General features: G+C 73.4%; 19 protein-coding genes. 9 read left to right on the plus strand and 10 right to left on the minus strand.

Annotation, left to right across the window (positions count from 1 at the left end; all coding sequences use genetic code 11):
• The first annotated feature begins 85 nt into the window (after positions 1–85).
• A complete protein-coding gene (locus ACFZBD_RS27695; protein ID WP_391144532.1) occupies positions 86–1,000 on the plus strand; it encodes an alpha/beta fold hydrolase in 915 nt (304 codons plus the stop codon).
• A 4-nt stretch (positions 1,001–1,004) separates the two neighbouring features.
• Here ACFZBD_RS27695 and ACFZBD_RS27700 read toward each other — a convergent pair whose 3' ends face one another.
• On the minus strand, positions 1,005–2,093 hold the full coding sequence (locus ACFZBD_RS27700; RefSeq protein WP_391144535.1) for a lytic polysaccharide monooxygenase: 1,089 nt from the start codon (positions 2,091–2,093) through the stop codon (positions 1,005–1,007).
• A 231-nt stretch (positions 2,094–2,324) separates the two neighbouring features.
• On the opposite strand from ACFZBD_RS27700, the gene ACFZBD_RS27705 reads away from it, so the two are divergent.
• A complete protein-coding gene (locus tag ACFZBD_RS27705) occupies positions 2,325–3,098 on the plus strand; it encodes a DUF72 domain-containing protein (RefSeq protein WP_391144537.1) in 774 nt (257 codons plus the stop codon).
• Positions 3,099–3,301: 203 nt separating this feature from the next.
• On the opposite strand, the gene ACFZBD_RS27710 is transcribed toward ACFZBD_RS27705, so the two are convergent.
• Positions 3,302–3,973, minus strand: coding sequence for a response regulator (locus ACFZBD_RS27710; protein WP_391144540.1), 672 nt, complete (start codon positions 3,971–3,973; stop codon positions 3,302–3,304).
• A gap of 121 nt (positions 3,974–4,094) precedes the next feature.
• Between ACFZBD_RS27710 and ACFZBD_RS27715 the strand changes: the two genes are divergently transcribed.
• The 4 genes from ACFZBD_RS27715 (at position 4,095) to ACFZBD_RS27730 (ending at position 7,751) form a co-directional block, all read left to right on the plus strand.
• The gene (locus ACFZBD_RS27715) at positions 4,095–5,078 is read left to right on the plus strand and encodes a tripartite tricarboxylate transporter substrate-binding protein (protein WP_391144543.1); all 984 of its coding nucleotides are present in this window, start codon (positions 4,095–4,097) and stop codon (positions 5,076–5,078) included.
• Complete coding sequence (locus ACFZBD_RS27720; protein WP_391144546.1) at positions 5,075–5,719, plus strand: tripartite tricarboxylate transporter TctB family protein; 645 nt, start codon at positions 5,075–5,077, stop codon at positions 5,717–5,719. Before ACFZBD_RS27715 ends, ACFZBD_RS27720 begins: the two co-directional genes overlap by 4 nt.
• 2 nt (positions 5,720–5,721) lie before the next feature.
• Positions 5,722–7,197 (plus strand): tripartite tricarboxylate transporter permease, encoded by a 1,476-nt coding sequence (locus tag ACFZBD_RS27725; protein ID WP_391144548.1) that lies wholly within the window; start codon positions 5,722–5,724, stop codon positions 7,195–7,197.
• Positions 7,198–7,337: 140 nt separating this feature from the next.
• Entirely contained in the window at positions 7,338–7,751 is a 414-nt protein-coding gene (locus tag ACFZBD_RS27730; protein WP_391144550.1) for a DUF6299 family protein, read from the plus strand.
• A gap of 146 nt (positions 7,752–7,897) precedes the next feature.
• On the opposite strand, the gene ACFZBD_RS27735 is transcribed toward ACFZBD_RS27730, so the two are convergent.
• Positions 7,898–8,383, minus strand: a complete 486-nt coding sequence (locus ACFZBD_RS27735) for a DUF402 domain-containing protein (RefSeq protein WP_391144552.1) — start codon at positions 8,381–8,383, stop codon at positions 7,898–7,900.
• On the minus strand, positions 8,364–9,284 hold the full coding sequence (locus tag ACFZBD_RS27740) for a GNAT family N-acetyltransferase (RefSeq protein ID WP_391144555.1): 921 nt from the start codon (positions 9,282–9,284) through the stop codon (positions 8,364–8,366). The genes ACFZBD_RS27735 and ACFZBD_RS27740 overlap by 20 nt, the downstream gene beginning before the upstream one ends.
• 73 nt (positions 9,285–9,357) lie before the next feature.
• Here ACFZBD_RS27740 and ACFZBD_RS27745 point away from each other — a divergent pair, with 73 nt between their 5' ends.
• The gene (locus ACFZBD_RS27745) at positions 9,358–9,732 is read left to right on the plus strand and encodes a GntR family transcriptional regulator (RefSeq protein WP_391144558.1); all 375 of its coding nucleotides are present in this window, start codon (positions 9,358–9,360) and stop codon (positions 9,730–9,732) included.
• A 105-nt stretch (positions 9,733–9,837) separates the two neighbouring features.
• Here the strand turns inward: ACFZBD_RS27745 and ACFZBD_RS27750 are convergent, their stop codons facing one another.
• Positions 9,838–10,965, minus strand: coding sequence for a DUF5925 domain-containing protein (locus tag ACFZBD_RS27750; protein WP_391144561.1), 1,128 nt, complete (start codon positions 10,963–10,965; stop codon positions 9,838–9,840).
• A 264-nt stretch (positions 10,966–11,229) separates the two neighbouring features.
• Between ACFZBD_RS27750 and ACFZBD_RS27755 the strand changes: the two genes are divergently transcribed.
• Positions 11,230–12,036, plus strand: a complete 807-nt coding sequence (locus ACFZBD_RS27755; protein WP_391144564.1) for a GDSL-type esterase/lipase family protein — start codon at positions 11,230–11,232, stop codon at positions 12,034–12,036.
• Here ACFZBD_RS27755 and ACFZBD_RS27760 read toward each other — a convergent pair.
• Positions 12,020–13,633, minus strand: a complete 1,614-nt coding sequence (locus ACFZBD_RS27760; RefSeq protein ID WP_391144567.1) for a protein kinase — start codon at positions 13,631–13,633, stop codon at positions 12,020–12,022. The genes ACFZBD_RS27755 and ACFZBD_RS27760 overlap by 17 nt on opposite strands.
• A gap of 337 nt (positions 13,634–13,970) precedes the next feature.
• Between ACFZBD_RS27760 and ACFZBD_RS27765 the strand changes: the two genes are divergently transcribed.
• The gene (locus ACFZBD_RS27765; protein ID WP_391144569.1) at positions 13,971–14,234 is read left to right on the plus strand and encodes a hypothetical protein; all 264 of its coding nucleotides are present in this window, start codon (positions 13,971–13,973) and stop codon (positions 14,232–14,234) included.
• Positions 14,235–14,404: 170 nt separating this feature from the next.
• Here ACFZBD_RS27765 and ACFZBD_RS27770 read toward each other — a convergent pair whose 3' ends face one another.
• The 4 genes from ACFZBD_RS27770 to hmgA form a co-directional block, all read right to left on the minus strand.
• Positions 14,405–15,601, minus strand: coding sequence for a CoA transferase (locus tag ACFZBD_RS27770; RefSeq protein WP_391144571.1), 1,197 nt, complete (start codon positions 15,599–15,601; stop codon positions 14,405–14,407).
• Positions 15,602–15,699: 98 nt separating this feature from the next.
• Positions 15,700–16,923: a type ISP restriction/modification enzyme gene (locus ACFZBD_RS27775; RefSeq protein WP_391144574.1), complete on the minus strand. Its 1,224-nt coding sequence runs from the start codon at positions 16,921–16,923 to the stop codon at positions 15,700–15,702.
• A 243-nt stretch (positions 16,924–17,166) separates the two neighbouring features.
• Positions 17,167–17,916 carry a UTRA domain-containing protein gene (locus ACFZBD_RS27780; protein ID WP_391144578.1) on the minus strand — a complete coding sequence of 250 codons (750 nt, stop codon included), beginning with the start codon at positions 17,914–17,916 and terminating at the stop codon, positions 17,167–17,169.
• A gap of 13 nt (positions 17,917–17,929) precedes the next feature.
• A complete protein-coding gene (hmgA, locus tag ACFZBD_RS27785) occupies positions 17,930–19,252 on the minus strand; it encodes a homogentisate 1,2-dioxygenase (protein WP_391144580.1) in 1,323 nt (440 codons plus the stop codon).
• Between the last annotated feature and the right edge of the window lie 148 nt (positions 19,253–19,400).

Here is a 19,400-nt window from a genome sequence, read left to right on the forward strand (position 1 = left end):
AGAGCATCCCCACTTGTGGTCCGGACCGCAGGGCTCGCTGTCATCGTTCGCCTGGATTTCCCTTGAGCCACAAGGAGATCGCACGATGCTGCCCTGGAAAAACGCCCTCAGAGCCGTGTCCGTCCTACTGCTGACCGCCGCCGCCACCCTCGCACCCACCGCCTCCGCCCAGGCCGCCGCCCCCACCCCGGCGGCCGCCCCGTCCGGCACCGCGTCCCCCGCCGCCGTCACGGCCGCCGCGGGCAGGGGCTGGAACGACTTCTCCTGCAAGCCCTCCGCCGCCCACCCCCGCCCGATCGTCCTCGTCCACGGCACCTTCGGGAACTCGATCGACAACTGGCTGGGCCTCGCGCCGTACCTGGTCAACCGCGGGTACTGCGTCTTCTCGCTCGACTACGGACAGCTGCCGAACGTGCCCTTCTTCCACGGCCTCGGACCGATCGACAAGTCCGCCGAACAGCTCGACGCCTACGTGGACCGGGTGCTCGCGGCCACCGGCGCCGCCGAGGCCGACCTCGTCGGCCACTCGCAGGGCGGCATGATGCCCCGCTACTACCTCAAGTTCCTCGGCGGGGCCGACAAGGTCCGCGCGCTCGTCGGCATCGCCCCCGACAACCACGGCACGACCCTGCTCGGCCTCACCCGGCTCCTGCCGTACTTCCCCGGCGTCGCCGACCTGATCGACGAGAAGACCCCCGGTCTCGCCGACCAGATCGCCGGCTCGCCGTTCCTCACCAAGCTCAACCAGGGCGGGGACACCGTGCCGGGCGTGACCTACACGGTCATCGCCACCCAGTACGACCAGGTCGTGACCCCGTACCGCTCGCAGTTCCTCGACGGCGCCCACGTCACCAACGTCCTCATCCAGGACAAGTGCGCCCTCGACCTCTCCGAGCACGTGGCGATCGGGACGCTGGACCGGGTCGCGTTCCACGAGGTGGCCAACGCCCTCGACCCGGCCCGCGCCACCCCGACCACCTGCCTGTCGGTCGTCGGCTGACGCATCAGCGGCCGTGGCGGCCCGTCGACGGCGACGAGCGGCGGACCGTGGCGAAGAGCACGGCCGCGCCGAACGCCAGGACGGCGGCGCCGCCGACCGCGATGTACGGAGTCGAGCTGTCGCCACCGGTCTCGGCGAGGTTCTCGCCCGAGCCGGCGGCGGCGGGCGCGTTCGGCGCGGAGGCGCCGGGCGCGGCCCCGGTCCCGGTGCGTGAACCGTCGGCCTCCGTTCCCGCCTCCGTCCCGGCCTCTGTTCCGGCCCCGGCCTCGGAGGAACCGAACCCGCCCGGCGCGGCCCCTGCCGAGGCCGGCGCCGCCGCGGTCTCGCCCGCGCCGGTCCCCGCGTCGTCGTCGCCGTGCCCGCCGTGCTCGACCGAGGACTGGTCCTTCCCGTCCTCGATCTGCTCCTCGCTCGGCGCGCTCGCCGTCGGGGCCGGACCGCCGCCCGCGCCGCCGTTGTCCTGCCCGAAGACGACGTCCGAGCAGGTGTAGAACGCCTCGGGGGAGTCCGAGCGCTGCCAGATCGAGTAGATCAGGTGCCGGCCGGACTTCTTCGGGACGGTCCCGCCGAAGACGTAGTCCCCGCCCTCGAGCCGCGGGTCGGTCACCGTCGCGAACGGCTTCTCCTCCAGGTCCGACCACGACAGCGGCTTCGACGGGTCGTACCCGTCCTTGGTGACGTACAGCGCGATGGAGCCGCGGTGCGGAGCGGTCGCCTTGTAGCGGAAGGTGTGCGCCCCGGAGTCCAGCTTGCTCGCGGGCCAGTCGCCGCGCGCCAGATCGAGGCCCCGGTACTTGTCGTTGCCGGCGCTGCACAGCTTGCCGTCCGGGATCAGCTCGCGGTGCTTGCCGGCGGCGTTGGCGATGTTCACCGCGTTCCAGTCGTAGAACGCCTGCGCCCCGCTCGCCGCCACCGCCGCCTTGCACGCGGGGGAGTCGGGGCTCTCGGGACCTTCCGCGTAACAGGCCGAGACCCGGCTCACCGGGTCCGTCATCGACCCGTGCGCGACGGCCGGGGCGGCGGCGAGACCCGCCAGCGCGAGCGGCGCGATGCCGAGGACGAGAGCGGTGGCGGCCGTACGGCGAGCGGTCATGAGGGCGACTCCTTCGGGAGGGGGGAACGTGGGGTCGGTGAGCAAGCTAGCCGTCCGCACCGGTGAAACGGGCTGCTGGGAGCGGGTGAGGGGGATCCTTATGGTCGACTTAAGGAGCGCCTAAGCGGCACGATAGAAAGCGCCGGAGGAAGCACCGGAGAAGGCACCACGGACAGACCGGCCGTTCCGTCCCGCGGAGGGTGGAGCCGGCCGTTTCCGAGAGGGTGGACCGTGCCCGTACGCGTGGGAACCTCGGGGTGGCAGTACCGGGACTGGCGCGGGGCGCTCTACGCCCCCGGGGTCCCGCAGCGGCTGTGGCTGGAGGAGTACGCCCGGTCCTTCGCGACCGTCGAGAACAACAACGCCTTCTACCGCCTCCCCACGGCCGAGACCTTCGCCTCCTGGCGGGAGCGGACACCGGACGGCTTCGTCATGGCGGTCAAGGCCAGCCGCTATCTGACCCACCTCAAGCGGCTCCACGACCCCGAGGAACCGGTGCGCCGGCTCCTGGACCACGCGGCCGGGCTCGGCGACCGGCTGGGGCCCGTGCTGCTCCAGCTGCCGGCGCGATTCCGGGAGGACGTCGACGCGCTGGACGCCTGCCTGAGGTGCTTCCCCGCGGACGTCCGCGTCGCCGTGGAGCTCCGGCATCCCTCCTGGTGGGAGGCGCAGGGCCCGCTGCGGGCGGTGCTCGAACGGCACGGCAGCGCGCTGTGCTGGGCCGACCGCGGATCACGCCCGGTGACCCCGCTGTGGCGGACCGCCCCGTGGGGGTACGTGCGCTTCCACGCCGGCCTCGCCCGGCCGGCGCCCCGCTACGGCCGGCAGGCGCTCGCCTCCTGGGCCGGGCGGATCGCCGGGACCTGGCCGGACGAGGCCGAGGTGTACGCGTTCTTCAACAACGACACCGGCGGGGCGGCCGTCGCCGACGCCCCGGCCTTCGCCCGGGCGGTGGCCGCCCTGGGCCGGACGGTGAGCCGGACACCGGGCGGCCCGGCGCGGTGAACCGCACGGGCGGGACGGCGGCCGGACCGGTGCGTGCTCCCGACCAGGGCGGGACGGCGGCCGGACCGGTGCGTGCTCCCGGCCAGGGACGCCGGTGCGGGACGGCGGCCGGACCAGTGCGGAGCCTACGGGCGCGGAGCCGTACGGGTGGCGGTCGCGGACGTCGGCTCGGGACGTCGGCTCCGGGCGTCGCGCGGGCGGTGTCAGCCGCCCAGGCGGCGGTAGCGTCGCTCCGGGCGGCCCGTGCCCCCGTACCGCAAGGTGATCTCCGCGCGGCCGGTCTCCGCGAAGTACTCCAGATAGCGCCGGGCGCTGACCCGGGACAGCGAGCCCGCCTCCGCGCACTCCGTCGCCGACAGGCCCTCCGGATGGGCCCGCAGGATGCCGTCCACCAGCTCCGCCGTGGGCGCCGCGAGGCCCTTGGGAAGCTCCCGCGAGCCCGGCGGCCGCGCGCCGAAGATCTGGTCCACGTCCTCCTGCCGGGCCTCGTCGAGCTCCGCAAGGCGGCTGCGCAGCGCCGCCACGTGCCGCAGCTGCTCCTGCAGCGCTGCCTGGTTGAACGGCTTGATCAGATAGTGCAACGCCCCCGCCCGCAGCGCCGAACGGATCATGCCCGCGTCCCGCGCCGCCGTGATGAACAGCGCGTCGACCCCCAGACCCGCCCCGCGCAGCTCGCGCAGCACGCTGATCCCGTCCATATCGGGCAGGAAGATGTCGAGCAGCACCAGATCGGGACGCAACAGGTCCGCGGCGCGCAGCGCGTCGGCGCCGCTGTGCGCGACACCCACGACGGAGAAACCGTCCACGGCCGACACATAACGGCTGTGCAGCTTCGCGACCATGAAGTCGTCGTCCACCACCAGCACTTTCGTCACCCCGACACGCTAGGTCGCGACCACAAGGACCACAACGTCCGTTGATTGCGGAAGGGAGACAGCTTCCTCACGCGCGGGCAACATGTGGGCCACTTCACCCACCTACCGAGAGGCGGCACACGTGCGTCTGCGCACTCCCCTCGCCCTGTTCGGGGCGGCGCTGCTGGTGCTCGTGGGGCCGCCGCTGCTCACGCCCGGCAGCGGCTCCGACACCGGCACGCGGATACCGGGCCTGCGGTTCATGGTCCCCAACACCCCCGGCGGGGGGTACGACATCACGGCCCGCACCGTGGCCAAGAACGCCGAGGACGCCGGTCTCACCACCGGCATCGAGGTCTTCAACCTGCCCGGCGCCGGCGGCACCGTCGGCCTCACCCGGCTCGTCGGCGAGCACGGCAACGGCCGGCTCGCGATGTCCATGGGCCTCGGCGTCGTCGGAGCCGTCCACACCAACAAGACCCCGAAGACCCTCGCCGACACCACTCCGATCGCCCGGCTCACCGAGGAGCAGGACATCGTCGTGGTCGGGAAGGACTCCCCGTACCGGACCATCCAGCAGCTTCTCGCCGCCTGGAAGAAGGATCCGGGCAAGCTGCCCGTCGGCGGCGGGTCCTCGCCCGGCGGTCCCGACCACCTGGCCCCGATGCTGATGGCCCAGGCGGCCGGCATCGCGCCGAAGACCGTGAACTACGTCCCCTTCGACGGCGGCGGCGAACTCCTCGCCTCCATCCTCGGCGACAAGGTCGCCTTCGGCGTCTCGGGCGTCGGCGAGTACCTCGACCAGATCGAGTCCGGCGAACTGCGCCTCCTCGCCGTCACCGGCGCCCAGCGGGTCCCCGGGCTCGACGCCCCCACCCTGCGCGAGGCGGGGCTGGATACCGAGTTCACCAACTGGCGCGGGATCGTCGCCCCGCCCGGCCTCTCCGAGGCGGAGCGGGAGAAGCTCGTCGGCCTGGTCGGCGAGCTGCACGCCTCCCCGCAGTGGCGGGAGTCGCTGAAGAAGAACGGCTGGAACGACGCCTTCCTGCCCGGCGAACGCTTCGGCGCGTTCCTCGCCGAACAGGACCGGCGCGTCGGCTCCGTACTGAAGGAGCTGGGACTGTGACCACCCCCGAGACCCCCGACACCCCCGGGACTTCCGATGCCCCCGGGGCCCCCGAGACTCCTGAGGCCCCTGAGACCCACGGGACCCTCGAATCTCCTGAGGCACCTGAGACCCCCGGCCCCCCCGACACCCCCGCGGCGCCCGCGCGGAAGGGCCGGCTGCGCGAGCGCTCCGAGCTCGGTGTCGGCCTCCTGCTCCTCCTCATCGGCGTCCTCGTCCTCACCGATGCCCTCACCATGACCGTCGACGTCGCCCAGCGCGGCCCCGTCGGCCCGCGGACCGTCCCGATCGTCGTCGGCGTCGGACTCCTCGTCGTGGCCGTCCTCCTCACCGTCGACGTGCTGCGCGGTGGCCGCGGCGAGGCCGAGGGCGGCGAGGACGTCGACCTCTCCGAGCCGGGCGACTGGCGCACGGTGCTGCTCCTCGCCGGAGTCTTCCTCGCCTTCGCGGTCCTCATCGGGCCCGTCGGCTTCCCCGTCGCCGGCGCCCTGCTCTTCTGGGGCGCGGCCTACGCGCTGGGCAGCCGCCACCCCCGCCGCGATCCCCTCATCGCCGCCGGGCTCTCCCTCTTCACCTACCTCGTCTTCGACCACCTGCTCGGAGTCCCGCTGCCCGGCGGCCCGCTGATGGGAGTGCTCTGACCATGGACTCCGTGAACTCGCTCATCGACGGCTTCGGTACGGCCCTCACCCCGATGAACCTGCTCTGGGCCGCGCTCGGCGTGCTCCTCGGCACCGCCATCGGCGTCCTGCCCGGCATCGGCCCGGCCATGGCCGTCGCCCTGCTGCTCCCGGTGACGTACGGGCTCGAACCGACCGGCGCCTTCATCATGTTCGCCGGGATCTACTACGGCGCCATGTTCGGCGGCTCCACCACCTCCATCCTGCTCAACACCCCCGGCGAGAGCGCCGCCGTCGTCGCCGCCATCGAGGGCAATCCGATGGCCAAGGCGGGCCGGGGCGCGCAGGCGCTCGCGGCTGCCGCCATCGGCCACTTCGCGGGCGGCATGATCGGCACGCTCCTGCTCGTCGCGCTCGCCCCGACCGTCGCCGCACTCGCCGTCGACATCGGCGCGCCCGACTACTTCGCCCTCATGGTCCTCGCCTTCATCGCGGTGACCTCCGTCCTCGGCTCCTCCCGGATCCGCGGCCTCGCCTCGCTCCTCATCGGTCTGACGATCGGCCTGATCGGCCTCGACCAGATGACCGGCCAGCAGCGCCTCACCTTCGGCTCGCTCCAGCTCGCCGACGGCATCGACGTCGTCATCGTCGCGGTCGGTCTCTTCGCGATCGGCGAGGCCCTCTGGGTCGCCGCCCATCTGCGCCGCACCTCGGGCAAGCCGCTCCCGGTCGGGCGGCCGTGGCTCGGCAAGGACGATGTCCGGCGCACCTGGAAGGCCTGGCTGCGCGGGCCGTTCATCGGGTTCCCGTTCGGCGCGATCCCGGCCGGCGGCGCGGAGATCCCGACCTTCCTCTCGTACGTCACGGAGAAGCGGCTCTCGAAGCACCGGGACCAGTTCGGCAAGGGGGCCATCGAAGGCGTCGCGGGGCCGGAGTCCGCCGCCTCCGCGTCGGCCGCCGGAACGCTCGTCTCCATGCTGACCCTGGGGCTGCCGACGACCGCCGTCGCCGCCGTCATGCTCGCCGCGTTCCAGCAGTACGGGATCCAGCCGGGCCCGCTCCTCTTCGAGCGCGAACCCGACCTGGTCTGGGGCCTGATCGCCTCACTCTTCGTCGGCATGGTCCTGCTGCTCGCGCTGAATCTGCCGCTCGCCCCGGTGTGGGCGAAGCTGCTGCGCATCCCGCGCCCGTACCTCTACGCCGGCATCCTCTTCTTCGCCGCCGTCGGCGCGTACGCGGTGGGCGGCGAGGCGCTCGACCTTGTGATCCTGCTGGTCATCGGACTCGTCGGCTTCGGCATGCGGCGCTACGGACTGCCCGTGCTGCCGGCCGTCATCGGCGTCATCCTCGGCCCGGCCGCCGAACAGCAACTGCGCCGCGCGCTCCAGATCAGCGACGGTGCGCTGACGGGCCTGGTCGACACGCCCTTCTCCGTCACCGTGTACGCCGTCGTCCTGCTCCTGCTGGTCTGGCCGCTGCTGAGGAAGCGGAAGGTATGACCGTACGACGGTATGCCAGACCGCGACCGGTCGCGTCCGGTCCCAACGCGCCCCCGAAAGGGTGAGTTTCGGACATAGGGCGGCTTGATCCGATATCCCTGGCGGGCAACGTTCCCCCCACTTCGAAAGGGACCGCGCCCATGCGTCTCCGTCTCGTCCTCGCCGCCACCAGCCTGCTCATGGCCGCCACCGCGTCCACCGCCCACGCGGAGCAGGTCGACGACCTGTCCGTCGACGCGTACGGAACCGTCGCCGACGACGGCACGGTCACCGTCTCCGGCACCTACCGCTGCTTCGACGACAGCGCCGGCCCCGTCTTCGTCGGCAGCACCCTCGTCCAGCAGAACCTCTCCGCCGGGATCGGCGGCACCCGTGCCGTCTGCGACGGCCGGGTGCGGACGTGGAGCAACTCCGGGGTCGTGAAGGAGCCCGCCTACCGTGCGGGCGCGGCCCGGGTGAAGGCCACCCTGATGCAGCTCACGCCCACCGGCCCGATGGGCCTGCCGATGCCCGGCTTCCTCGCCGCGCAGGACTCGGACGTCACCCTGTACTGACGGCCTTCCGAGCGGTGTCCGGGGGCGCCCGCGTACCGCCGGCGCACCGCCCGCACGGGCACAGCCGTGCCGCGGACCCCTCGCGGCGCCCCCGCCCCGCCGCCCGCCGCGGCCCGGTTCCCCCACCCCGGGCCGCGGCGGGCGCGCTACCGCAGCAGCTGCGCCAGGCCCTCGCGTCCGAGTACCTCCAGCTCGTCGAGGGCGACGACGGCGCACTCCGCCGCCTCCGGGTCACGGACGGCGAGCCCGCTCGCCTCGAACTCGTCCTCGTCGAGCCGCAGCACCTCGCTGCCGTCCGCCGACACCCACAGGTCCAGGTCGAGGTCCTCGACCACCACCTCGCCGCCCGCGTCGTCGATCAGGGCCGGCCGGGCGATGTCGCAGTACCACCCCTTGAGGGAGCCGTCCCCGTCACGGACCTCCTTGACGGCGTACCAGCGGTCGCGCCAGTAGTGCTCCACGAAGACGTCGCCCGGCTCGAACCGTACGAAGCCGAAGTCCCGCACCCCTTCCGCCGCCCAGGGGGCGCGGACCGTGAGCCGGGTGCCGTCGTCGGCGAGGACGTCGGCCGGGTAACGGATCTTCGTCCGCCCGGCCTTGACCAGCACCACCTCAACCGAGCGTGCGGACATGACGGACCTCCGTCGCGCAGACCTCGTAGCCGAACCAGGTGTTGATCGCCAGCATCGGTGCGTTGCCGGCGTCGTTCCCGGTGAACGCCTCCGTGCAGCCGGCCGCCCGGGCCCGGTGGAGGGAGTGCGTCTTGGCGAGCTTGGCGAGCCCCCGGCCCCGGAACGCCGGATCGGTGCCGGTCATCGCGGAGTTGTAGCGCCCCCGGCCGTCGGTCTGGGCCGCGCTGAACGCGACGGGCCGGCCGTCCACCACGGCGACCGTGGTCAGGCCGGGGTCGAAGAGGGGATGGTTCCAGGTGGTCGCCAGCCAGTGCGCGTAGTCGGTCAGCTCGGCACCCACGTCACCCGGCTCGTCCGCGGTGGTCAGCGCGTCGAGCGCGAACAGCGGCCGCGGATCGGCGGCGAAGTCGGCGGCGGTGCGGATCTCCACCCCGGCGGACGTCTCCGGGAGCGGCGGCAGGCCGGCGGCGGTCAGGTCGAGCCGCAGGAAGTGCGCGGAGCGGCGGGGGGCGTACCCGTGCCGCTCGGCGAAGGCGCGGTTCGGCGGCTCGTCCAGCACCCAGCTGTAGAGCGTGGTGGCGTCCACCTCGGCGAGGTGCTCCTCGGAGGCCCGCAGCAGGAGCGACCCGGCCCCGAGTCCCCGCCTCTCCGGGTGGACGTAGACGTTGACGGAACCGACCCCCGGCTCCGGGGCGTCGTGCGCGTAGCGCAGCTGGGCGGTGCCGATGATCTCCCCGTCGACCTCGGCGACCAGGGGACGCGCATGGGCGTCGGGATGGGCATGGGCCCAGTCGAAGGCCACCTGCGCGGGGGTGGCGAGCATGAACGGCAGGGCCGCGTGCCGCACCTGGGCAAAGCCCTCCGCGTCTTCGGGCCGGACATCGCGCACGATCACAGTCATGGGCCCGCACGCTACGGCCGCGGGTGGTGGGGCCGCCTCCCATTTTCGGGCCCGGCGGAGGCAGAATCAGCGGGTGACATTGCGAATCACCGTGAACACCGGCTCCCCGACCGCCCCGTACGAACAGCTCCGCGCCCAGATCGCGGAGCGCGCCCGCTCCGGCGTCCTGCCGGTCGGCTACAAGCTGCCGACGGTACGGGGGCTGGCGGAGGACCTCGGACTGGCGGCGAACACGGTCGCCAAGGCGTACAAGGCGCTGGAGGTGGACGGCGTCATCGAGACGCGCGGCCGCCACGGCACGTTCGTCGCGGCGGCGGGCGACGCGGCGGAACGGCTGGCGGCGACGGCGGCGGCGTCGTACGCGGGGGAGGCCCACCGGCTCGGCCTGACCCGCGAGGCGGCGGCCAAGGCGGTGGAGGACGCCCTGCGGGCCGCGTACGGCACGTGAGGCAGCGCCCGTGAGACGCGGCGCCCCAGCAGGCGAGGCCGGACCCTGGGGCGCCGCGCCCCCGCGCGCCGCGTACCGCACGTGCAGCCGCACCCCGGCACTGCCCTAGAGGTAGAGCCCCGCGTCCGGCCGGCGGGACTCCGGGACGCCGGCCGGGGTCGTGCCGCGCCGCAGCGCGTACAGCTCCGCCAGGGTCGCGCCGTCGGCGCCGATCCCCTCCTCCGTGCCGAGCCACGCCACCGCTTCGTTCCGGGTCAGGCCCCCGACCTCGATGCGGGCCAGGCAGCGCCCGGGGCGGACCACCGCCGGATGCAGCCGCTCCAGGTCCTCGTTGGTGGTGACACCGACGAGGACGTTGCGGCCTTGGCCGAGGAGGCCGTCCGTGAGGTTGAGCAGCCGCGACAGCGCCTGGCCGGCGGTGTGCTTCGCCTCGCCGCGGATCAACTCGTCGCAGTCCTCCAGGAGCAGCAGTCGCCACCGCCCCTTCGCCGTGCCCTCGTCCTCGCCGATGGCGATGTCCATCAGATACCCGACGTCGTTGAAGAGCCGCTCGGGGTCCAGGACACAGTCCACCTGGCACCAGTCCCGCCACGATCGGGCCAGGGTCCGCAGTGCGGACGTCTTGCCCGTGCCCGGCGGGCCGTGGAGCAGCAGCAGCCGGCCCGCGATGTCGTCGGGGGTGACCTTCATCAGCCGGTCCATCCCCGTGGCCACCGGCGCCGTGTAGTTGGGCCGGATTTCCTCCCACGTACCGGCGCTGATCTGACGGGTCGTGCGGTGCGGGCCGCGGCGGGGCGAGACGTACCAGAACCCCATCGTCACGTTCTCCGGCTGGGGCTCCGGCTCGTCCTTGGCGCCGTCCGTGGCCTCCTTGAGGACCTGCTCCGCCAGGTGCGCTCCGGTCGCGGTGACGGTGACGTCCGCGCCGCGGTTCCAGCGGCTGACCAGCAGCGTCCAGCCCTCGCCCTCGGCGAGCACGGCGCTGCGGTCGTCGTCCTTGGCCGCGCGCAGCACCTTCGCCCCTGCGGGCAGCAGGGTCGCGGCGGGCTTGACCCGGTCCAGGGTGGTGCTGTGGGAGTGCGGCTGCTCGCCCGTGGCGAAGCGGCCGAGGAACAGCGCGTCGACGACATCGGCGGGCGAGTCGCTGTCGTCGACGTTGAGCCGGATCGGCAGCGCCCGCTGGGGGTCGGTCGGCTCGGCGGGCTCCGCCTGGGTCAGAGACATGGCGGTCATGATCCGGCAATCGGGCAGGGAACGCACAGCGTTTTGAACGGGACGGTCCGCGGGTCGCGGGCGCGGCTCCGCCCCGGGAGCCTGTCGGCCCGGCACCGGGCGGGCGGGGGGCCCGGCGGACGACCCGCCAGATGGCCTGATCACGACGGTGGGTGACGGGGTGTCGGGGAGATCTCGCCAAATGTTCTTGGCATGGACACTTCCAGCTGGCCGCATGCGCTGCTACTACCTAGTAACGCAGAGGTACTGCTACAGGGAGGTTCCATGAAACTGTCCCGATTCGCGGCCATCTCGTCCTCGCTCCTGCTCGGCGCCGTCCTCGCCCTGACCGGCGCGGGGAACGCCCAGGCGGCCGAAGCCGCCGCCGTCGACTACGTGGCACTCGGCGACTCGTACTCCTCCGGTGTCGGAGCCGGGAGTTACGACAGCGCCAGTGGCGACTGCAAGCGCTCCACCCGCGCCTTCCCCGTCCTCTGGGCGAACGCCAACTCACCCTCGTCGTTCGCCTTCACCGCGTGCTCGGGCGCCCGAACGGGTGATGTCACGAGCGGACAGCTCGGACCCCTCTCCGCCGCCACCGACCTGGTCTCCCTCAGCATCGGCGGCAATGACGCGGGCTTCGCCGACGTCATGACCACCTGCGTCCTCCAGTCGGAGGCCACATGCATCAACCGGGTGAATCAAGCCAAGAGCTATGTCGACACCACCCTCCCCGGGCGCCTCGACGCGGTGTATTCGGCCATCAGAGCCAAGGCCCCCAACGCCCGCGTCGTGGTCCTCGGCTACCCCCGCTTCTACAAGATCGGCGGCAGCTGCGTCGCCGGACTGAGCGAGAACGAGCGGCGCGCCATCAACGGCGGTTCCGACCACCTCAACGCCGCCACCGCCAAGCGCGCGGCCGACCACGGCTACACCTTCGCGAGCGTCGTCCCCGCCTTCACCGGACACGAGATCTGCTCCGGTTCGGCCTGGCTGCACAGCGTCAACTGGCTCAACATCGGCGAGTCGTACCACCCCACCGCCTCCGGCCAGTCCGGCGGCTACCTGCCCGCCTTCAGGGCCGTGGCGTAAGCACCCCGTCCGAGGAGGCGGCCCCGCCCGACGGGGTCGCCTCCTCGCACGTCACGGAGGTCCGCACCCAGTTCGACCGGACCTCGACCGGGGCCCGGACCTCCACCCGGATCCGGTCCCGCCGCGCCCCGTCCGCGCGGTGCGCCGGCTCGGTGTGGCCGACCCTCCGCTGCGGCGGACCGCCGGCCGCGAACTCCAGCCTCCGCCAGGCACCCGTGGAACTCTCCCCGCTCTCCGTCGCCCAGCGGTACTCCACCGAGGCGGGCGTACGCCCCACCGCGACCGTGGCCGTGAAGGACGGGGCCTCGGCGGCCGGCGGCGGGCACGGCCCGGTGTAACTGCCGCGCACGGCTGTCACGTACACGAGAACCGTCTGCGCCGGCGGCGTGGCGGTCACGGTCGTGGTCGCGGTGGTCACGGTCGTGGTCGTCGTCATGGTGGCCGTGCCGGGGGAGCCGCCCGGGGCACCCGTCGTGCGCGCCGGCGGCGGGGTGAGTCCCGGGTCACCGCTCGTGGCGCCCGCGCCCGCCCCGGCCCCCGTGCCACCGCCCGGCCGCTCGGCCCGGAGCAGCGCGTACGCCAGCAACCCCCCGGCGATCAGCAGGAGGACGATGCCGGCGGCGAGCAGCACCCCCGGGCGGCCCGGCCTCCGCTCGCCGGCGCCGGACCCCGGGGCCCCGGCGGCCGACGGGCGCCCTGTCCCGCCGAAGGAGGAGGACGGGGAGGCCGACGAGGAGACGGTCGGGCCGACCGGGCCGTACGCCGCCCGTACCGGCTCCGTACGCGGCGAACCGCCCGCGCCCACCAGGCGCAGCTGCCGTTCGGCCTCCGCCGCGGACAGCCGCTCCCGGGGGTCCTTCCGCAGCAGCCCCTCGATCACCGGCCCGAGGGGACCCGCCAGGCGTGGCGGCGGAAGCTCCTCGTCCACCACCGCCCGCAGGGTGCTCAGCGGCGTGTCCTGGCGGAAGGGGGAATTGCCCTCCACCGCGGCGTACAGCAGCACCCCGAGCGACCACAGATCGGAGGCCGGGCCGGGTCTCTCGCCCAACGCGCGCTCGGGAGCCAGGAATTCGGGGGATCCGACGAGCTCCCCGGGCACGGTGAGGGTCGAGGCGCCGTCCACCGTCGCGATCCCGAAGTCGGTCAGCACCACCCGGCCGTCGTTGCCCATCAGGACGTTGACCGGCTTCACGTCCCGGTGCAGCACCCCCGCCGCGTGGGCGGCTCGCAGCGCGGCCAGGACCTCGGCGCCGATGTGCGCCGCACGGCGCGGCGGCATAGGACCCTCCGCGTCCAGGACGTCCGAAAGGGTGAGCCCGCGGATCAGCTCCATCACGATCCATGGGCGGCCGTGCTCGGTCGCCACGTCGTACACCGTCACCACGTTCCGGTGCGAGACCCGGGCGGCCGCCCAGGCCTCCCGCTCCAGCCGGGCGTACAGCCGGCTCTCCTCGCCCGCGGGGAGGCCCGCGGGGGCGCGGACCTCCTTGACGGCGACCTCGCGGCCGAGCGCCTCGTCCCTGGCGCGCCAGACGGTCCCCATCCCGCCCTCGCCCAGGATGTCCAGCAGCCGGTACCGCCCCGCGATCACGGTCATGGCGCGTTCCCCTGTCCGTTGTCGGCCCGGTGGTGCATTTCTGCCCCCGTCCGGGGTATTTCGAACTCCACGGAACCAGCGGGCGGTGATCTTGGTGGTGGAGATCACAGCCCGCCGGATGACCATGGCCGAGGCCCTTGCGTGCAGGATGGTTCGTGACAGTTCGGCAGGTGTTCGATCGCTGTCCAACTCGCCCTGGAATCAGATGGATTCAGACGGTAACCGTCAACCCCCGTACGAGTGTGGTGAATCCTGCCGCCGGGATACACGGGTGTGACGGTGGGGCGATAGGGTTAACCTGCCCGGGCCGGGTGCCCTCGTTAGGGTGGGGAGTGACATGGAACAGATAGCAATGCGCAGCAGGCCGCGAGTGCCTGCCATCACATGCGGGAACAACGCGACCAGTTCGCGGCTCGACCGCCATCTCGCGGTGCTCGGCGGTCCCGCCGTGCCCCAGCGCGAGGCGGCCGAGGCGACGCTGCTGATGCGTGAACTGACGACCCGTGACCTCGCGCACAGCCGACGCAGCAAGAGCGCGCGCGTCTCGCTCTTCGCACCCCTGCGCCGACTGCGCCGCTCGCTCTTCGGCAGCCGGGGCTGAGCCTCCGGACGACTCCGGAGGCCCCGCGAAAGGGTTGCGGGCAGACGTTCCTCCCCCCGACACCGTCCGGGGGCATGTCCGGGAGCGGTTGGGCGCAACCCCGAAGACGGTGATCGGACACCCCGGTGCCCGGCCACCCGCCCCGACCGCTCCGAGACCGTCACCCCCCGTCACGCCACGACCCCGTCCCCGCGCAACCCCCGCAGCTCGGCCGCAGTGACCCCCAGCTCCCCCAACACCCTCTCCGTGTCCTCGCCCAGGGCGGGGATCCGGTCCATCCGGGGGTCAGGACCGTCCGGGAAGACGACCGGCGGCAGCAGCGCACGCAGCGGCCCCACCGGCGAGTCCACGGACCGCCAGCGGTCGCGCGCCGCCAGCTGCGGATGGCCGGCCAGATCCGCCACCGTATTCAGACGGGCACAGGCGATGCCCGCCGCGTCCAGCCGGTCCAACGCCTCCGCCGCCGTCAGCGGCGCCAGCGCGGCGGCGACCACCGCGTCCGTCTCCGCCCGTCCCGCCACCCGGGCCGTGTTCGTGGCGAACGCCGGATCCTCCGCCAGCTCGGGCCGGCCCAGGACCCGCGTGGCGAGCCGCCGCCACTCCCGGTCGTTCTGCACGGACAGCAGCACCAGGCTCCCGTCCGCCGTCGGATAGGCGTCGTACGGCGCGATGACGGCGTGCGCCAGACCCGTGCGCGCCGGGGCCGTGCCCCCGTGCATCCCGTGGTGCAGGGGATGCCCCATCCACTCCGCCAGCGAGTCGAGCAGGGACACCTCCACCGGCCCGCCCCGGCCCGTGGTCCCGCGCCGCACCAGCGCGGCGAGGACACCCGCGTACGCGTACATCCCCGCCGCGATGTCGGCCGCCGGGATCCCCGACTTGACCGGCCGTTCCTCGGTCCCGGTCACCGACACGAGCCCCGCCTCGCACTGCACGAGCATGTCGTACGCCCGCTTCTGCGCGTACGGCCCGCCCGGCCCGTACCCCGAGACGTCCACCGCGATCAGCCGGGGGTGGGCGGCGCACAGCGTGGCCGCGTCCAGGCCGAGACGGGCCGCCGCGCCCTGCGCCAGGTTCTGTACGAAGACGTCGGCGCCGGCCACCAGACGGCTGGCGAGCGCGAGGCCCCGCGGCTGCTTCAGATCGAGCGCGACCGACTCCTTGCCACGGTTGCACCACACGAAGTGCGAGGCGAGCCCGCGGGCCGCCGTGTCGTAGCCGCGCGCGAAGTCCCCGCCGTCGGGCCGCTCGATCTTCACCACCCGGGCGCCGAGATCGGCGAGCTGACGGGTGGCGAAGGGCGCGGCGACGGCCTGCTCGACCGCGACGACCGTGATCCCCTCCAGGGGGAGTGGCTGAGTGCTCATGACAGCTCTGCCTACCCGGTGGACACCGCCCTTGTCACTGCGGGACATGTCACCGCGCCCACGCAGGCCACCCGGGGGAAGCGTCGGACATCGCCCGCCTACAGGAGCGCGAACTGGCCCTCGGGGCCCTCCTCCTGGTGGTCCAGGACGGACGCGGGGCTCCGCGCACCCTGCGGCACGGGCAGCACGGCGGCCGCCCGCAGGTCGGCGCGGGTCAGCGAGGGGGCCGCGGCGAGGGAGGCACGCTCCGGCTCGTGCCGGGCCAGCAGCGCGAGGACCGTGATCAGTTCGAGCAGCTCCGAGGTCCACTCCTGGGGCCAGGCCGCCGGACCGATCGCCTCCAGGGTCCCCGGCTCGGCCGGCGCCGTCCGGTGCGCGCACCACTGCTCCAGCATCCGCACGCCACCGACCCGGAACTCCCACGCCTCGGCCGGCACCGGGGAGATCCGCCCCCCGTCGAGCTCCAGCACCTCCTCCTCGGGGTCGTACACCGGCGTCGTCGGCCGGGCCGGGATCGCCGCCCGTACGTACGGCCGGCAGCCCCCCGGCAGCCGGGGCTTCTCGCCGCCCCGGGCACCCCGCAGCTGGACGCCGGTGAGCAGCCGGCCCAGCTCCACGCCACGGACCCAGACGGCCCGGTCCCGGGGCAGCGGCACCCTGGGCCCCACGGGGGAGGGACGGGCCGCCGCCACGGCCCAGGCCAGCAGCTCCTCGGCGGCGACCTCGTGCCCGTACCGCTCGCCCAGCAGCGCCAGCAGACCGGGCGCCACGTTCGGCTCCCGGCCGCCGGGGCGGCGGAAGAGCGGGCGGATCCGGCCCGGACGGCCGGCGGGGGAGCGGCCGTCGGGCAGAGCCGCGGTCACCAGCAGCGCGGGGCCGCCGCCCGGCCCCGGAGCGGGGACGTAACCCTGCTCCACCGCGAACAGCTGGTGGGCGTCGGCCACCCGCCACAGCTCGGGCCGGGCGGTGTCGATCAGCCGGTGGTCCGGGATCAGCCACTGCTCGTCGAACGGGCCGTGCGCCAGACGGACGGGCGCCGGGCACGGACCCGACTCACGGGCGAGACGGCCGGTGCCGGTCCGCTGCCCGGGAAGCGCGGCGACCGAACTCGACGGCGTGCGGGCCCTGCTGGACCGAAAGAGCCGCTCGCGCTCCGCGCCCTCGGCCGCCACCAGGCGGTCCCAGCGAGCGCGCAGGGTACGGACGTCTGGGGCCACGATCCACGACCGGCCGAGCCGCAACGGCGCCACGGACCACGGCATGAGCTCGTCGAGCAGCGGCGCCTCGTCCGCAGGGGGTTCTTCGTCCGTCACGTGCCGCATGCTAGGGCGTGTTTCGAAAGTCCCGTCTGGCTGGGGACGTCTGGCACGCACGCTCGCTGCGTTGTCGGTCGTCGGCGCAGCCCGCTGCGCTCTCCTTCCTCCGCCTTGCGATCGCACGCACCAGACGCCCCCGGCCCCGCCCTGCGGGCGGACGACGCTACTTCCGACACACGCCCTAGTGAGCGGCCCCCCGGCGGCGCACCAGCGCGTCGGGGCGTGCGGCCCGGGCGGGGGCCGGGATGGTCAGTGGGCCTCGACCGTCACCGTGAAGGAGAACCGGTCGCCCCGGTAGAAGATGCGGGCCACGTCCACCACTCGCCCGTCCTCGCCGTAGGTCACCCCGGTGTAGTGCAGGATCGGCGAGAGCAGCGGCACCTGGAGCAGGCCCGCCGTCTCCGGGTCCGCGAGCCGGGCCTCGACCGTGTCCGTGATGCGGCTGATCCGGACGCCGACCACGTCCCGCAGCACCTTCGTCATCGGCCAGCGCTCCAGATCGGCCGGGTCGAGCCGGGCCGCGACATCCTGGCGGACCGCGTTCAGGGCCCAGTTGGTGGGCTCGCCGCTCTCCCCGTCACAGCGCAGCCGCCGATAGGCCATCACCTCGGACTCGTTCGGGAAGTACTCGGCGAGCTCACCGGGGACGGGCTCGGCGCCGTGGCCCAGGACCGTCGTCAGCTCGCCCGACTGCTGCGCCACGATCGCGTCGATCGAGCCGAGCAGCCGGCGCGGGGTGGACCGCCTCGCCCCCGGCTCGATGAAGGTGCCCCGCCGCCGGTGGCGGCTGATCAGCCCCTCCTCCTCCAGCTCCTTGAGAGCCTGCCGCATGGTCAGCACGCTCACGCCGTAATGGGCGGCGAGCTGCTCCTCGGTGGGCAGCCGCAGCGAGGCGTCGGGCGTGCGGCCCAGTATGGAGGCGCGCAGGGACTGCGAGACCTGGTACCAGAGCGGCAGCTTGCGGTTCAGGACCAGTGAGTCGGGAGCGAAGGCGGTCACGGTTTTCTCCGTACTACGACCGGAAGTGGCGCTCAAGACCCTGCCACACGTCGTCGTAACCGCTCTGCAGATGGTCGGCGTTCGCGGCCTGGCCGGTGGCGGTGAGCGGCCAGCGGGTCTCGAACATGAAGGCCAGGCCGTCGTCGATCTTCTGCGGCTTCAGCTCGGCCGCGCTCGCCCGGTCGAAGGTCTCCCGGTCGGGACCGTGCGCGGACATCATGTTGTGCAGCGAGCCGCCGCCCGGCACGAACCCCTCCGCCTTGGCGTCGTACGCGCCCTCGATCAGGCCCATGTACTCGCTCATCACGTTGCGGTGGAAGTACGGCGGGCGGAAGGTGTCCTCGCCGACCAGCCAGCGCGGGGCGAACACCACGAAGTCGACGCCCGCGAGACCGGGGGTGTCGGAGGGCGAGGTCAGCACCGTGAAGATCGACGGGTCCGGGTGATCGTAGGAGATCGTCCCGATGACGTTGAAGCGGTGCAGGTCGTAGACGTACGGGGTGTGGTTGCCGTGCCAGGCGACGACGTCGAGCGGTGAGTGGCCGTACGTCGCCGACCAGAGGTTGCCGCAGTACTTGTTGACGACCTCGACCGGGCCCTCGACGTCCTCGTAGGCGGCGACGGGCGCACGGAAGTCGCGGGCGTGGGCGAGCCCGTTGGCGCCGATCGGGCCGAGGTCGGGGAGCTGGAAGGGTGCGCCGTAGTTCTCGCAGACGTAACCGCGGGCGCTCTCGTCGAGCAGCTCCACGCGGAAGCGGACCCCGCGGGGGATCAGCGCGACCTCGCCGGGACCGGCGGAGAGCAGGCCCAGCTCCGTCCGGAGGAGGAGGCCGCCGCGTTCGGGGACGATCAGCAGCTCCCCGTCCGCGTCGCTGAAGACGCGGTCCATGGAGGCGTTGGCGTGGTAGAGGTGCACGGCCATGCCGGTGCGCTGGGTCGCGTCCCCGTTGCCGCCGAGCGTCCAGAGGCCGGCGAGCCAGTCCGTGCCCTCGGCCGGGTCGGGCAGCGGGTTCCAGCGCAGCCGGTTGGGGTCCGGCACGGTCTCGGTGAAGGGCGCGGAGCGTACGGCGCCGTTGCCGACCCGGGCGAGCGGCGGATGCGCGGCCGAGGGACGGATCCGGTACAGCCACGAGCGGCGGTTGTGCGCGCGCGGCTCGGTGAACGCGCTCCCGCTCAGCTGCTCCGCGTACAGGCCCAGCGGCGCCCGCTGCGGCGAGTTCCGGCCGTGCGGCAGCGCGCCGGGGACCGCCTCCGAGCTGTGCTCGTTGCCGAAGCCGGTGGTGTACCGAAGCCCCTCGGCCGTCTTTCTCGCCCGCTCGGTGCTCTCCGTGGTCATCGCGCGCTCCTGTCCTCTGCCCTCAAAGAATCCTATGCATGACCGTAGGATTCCGCCCCCGCTCGCGTCAACGGTGCACCGCGGCGGGAGTGGGACGAAGTCCGTGCACGAGGGGTTCCAAAACATGAACATTGCTCTACTCTCCAGC

This window comes from Streptomyces sp. NPDC008121, assembly GCF_042957155.1.
Taxonomy (GTDB): Bacteria; Actinomycetota; Actinomycetes; order Streptomycetales; family Streptomycetaceae; genus Streptomyces.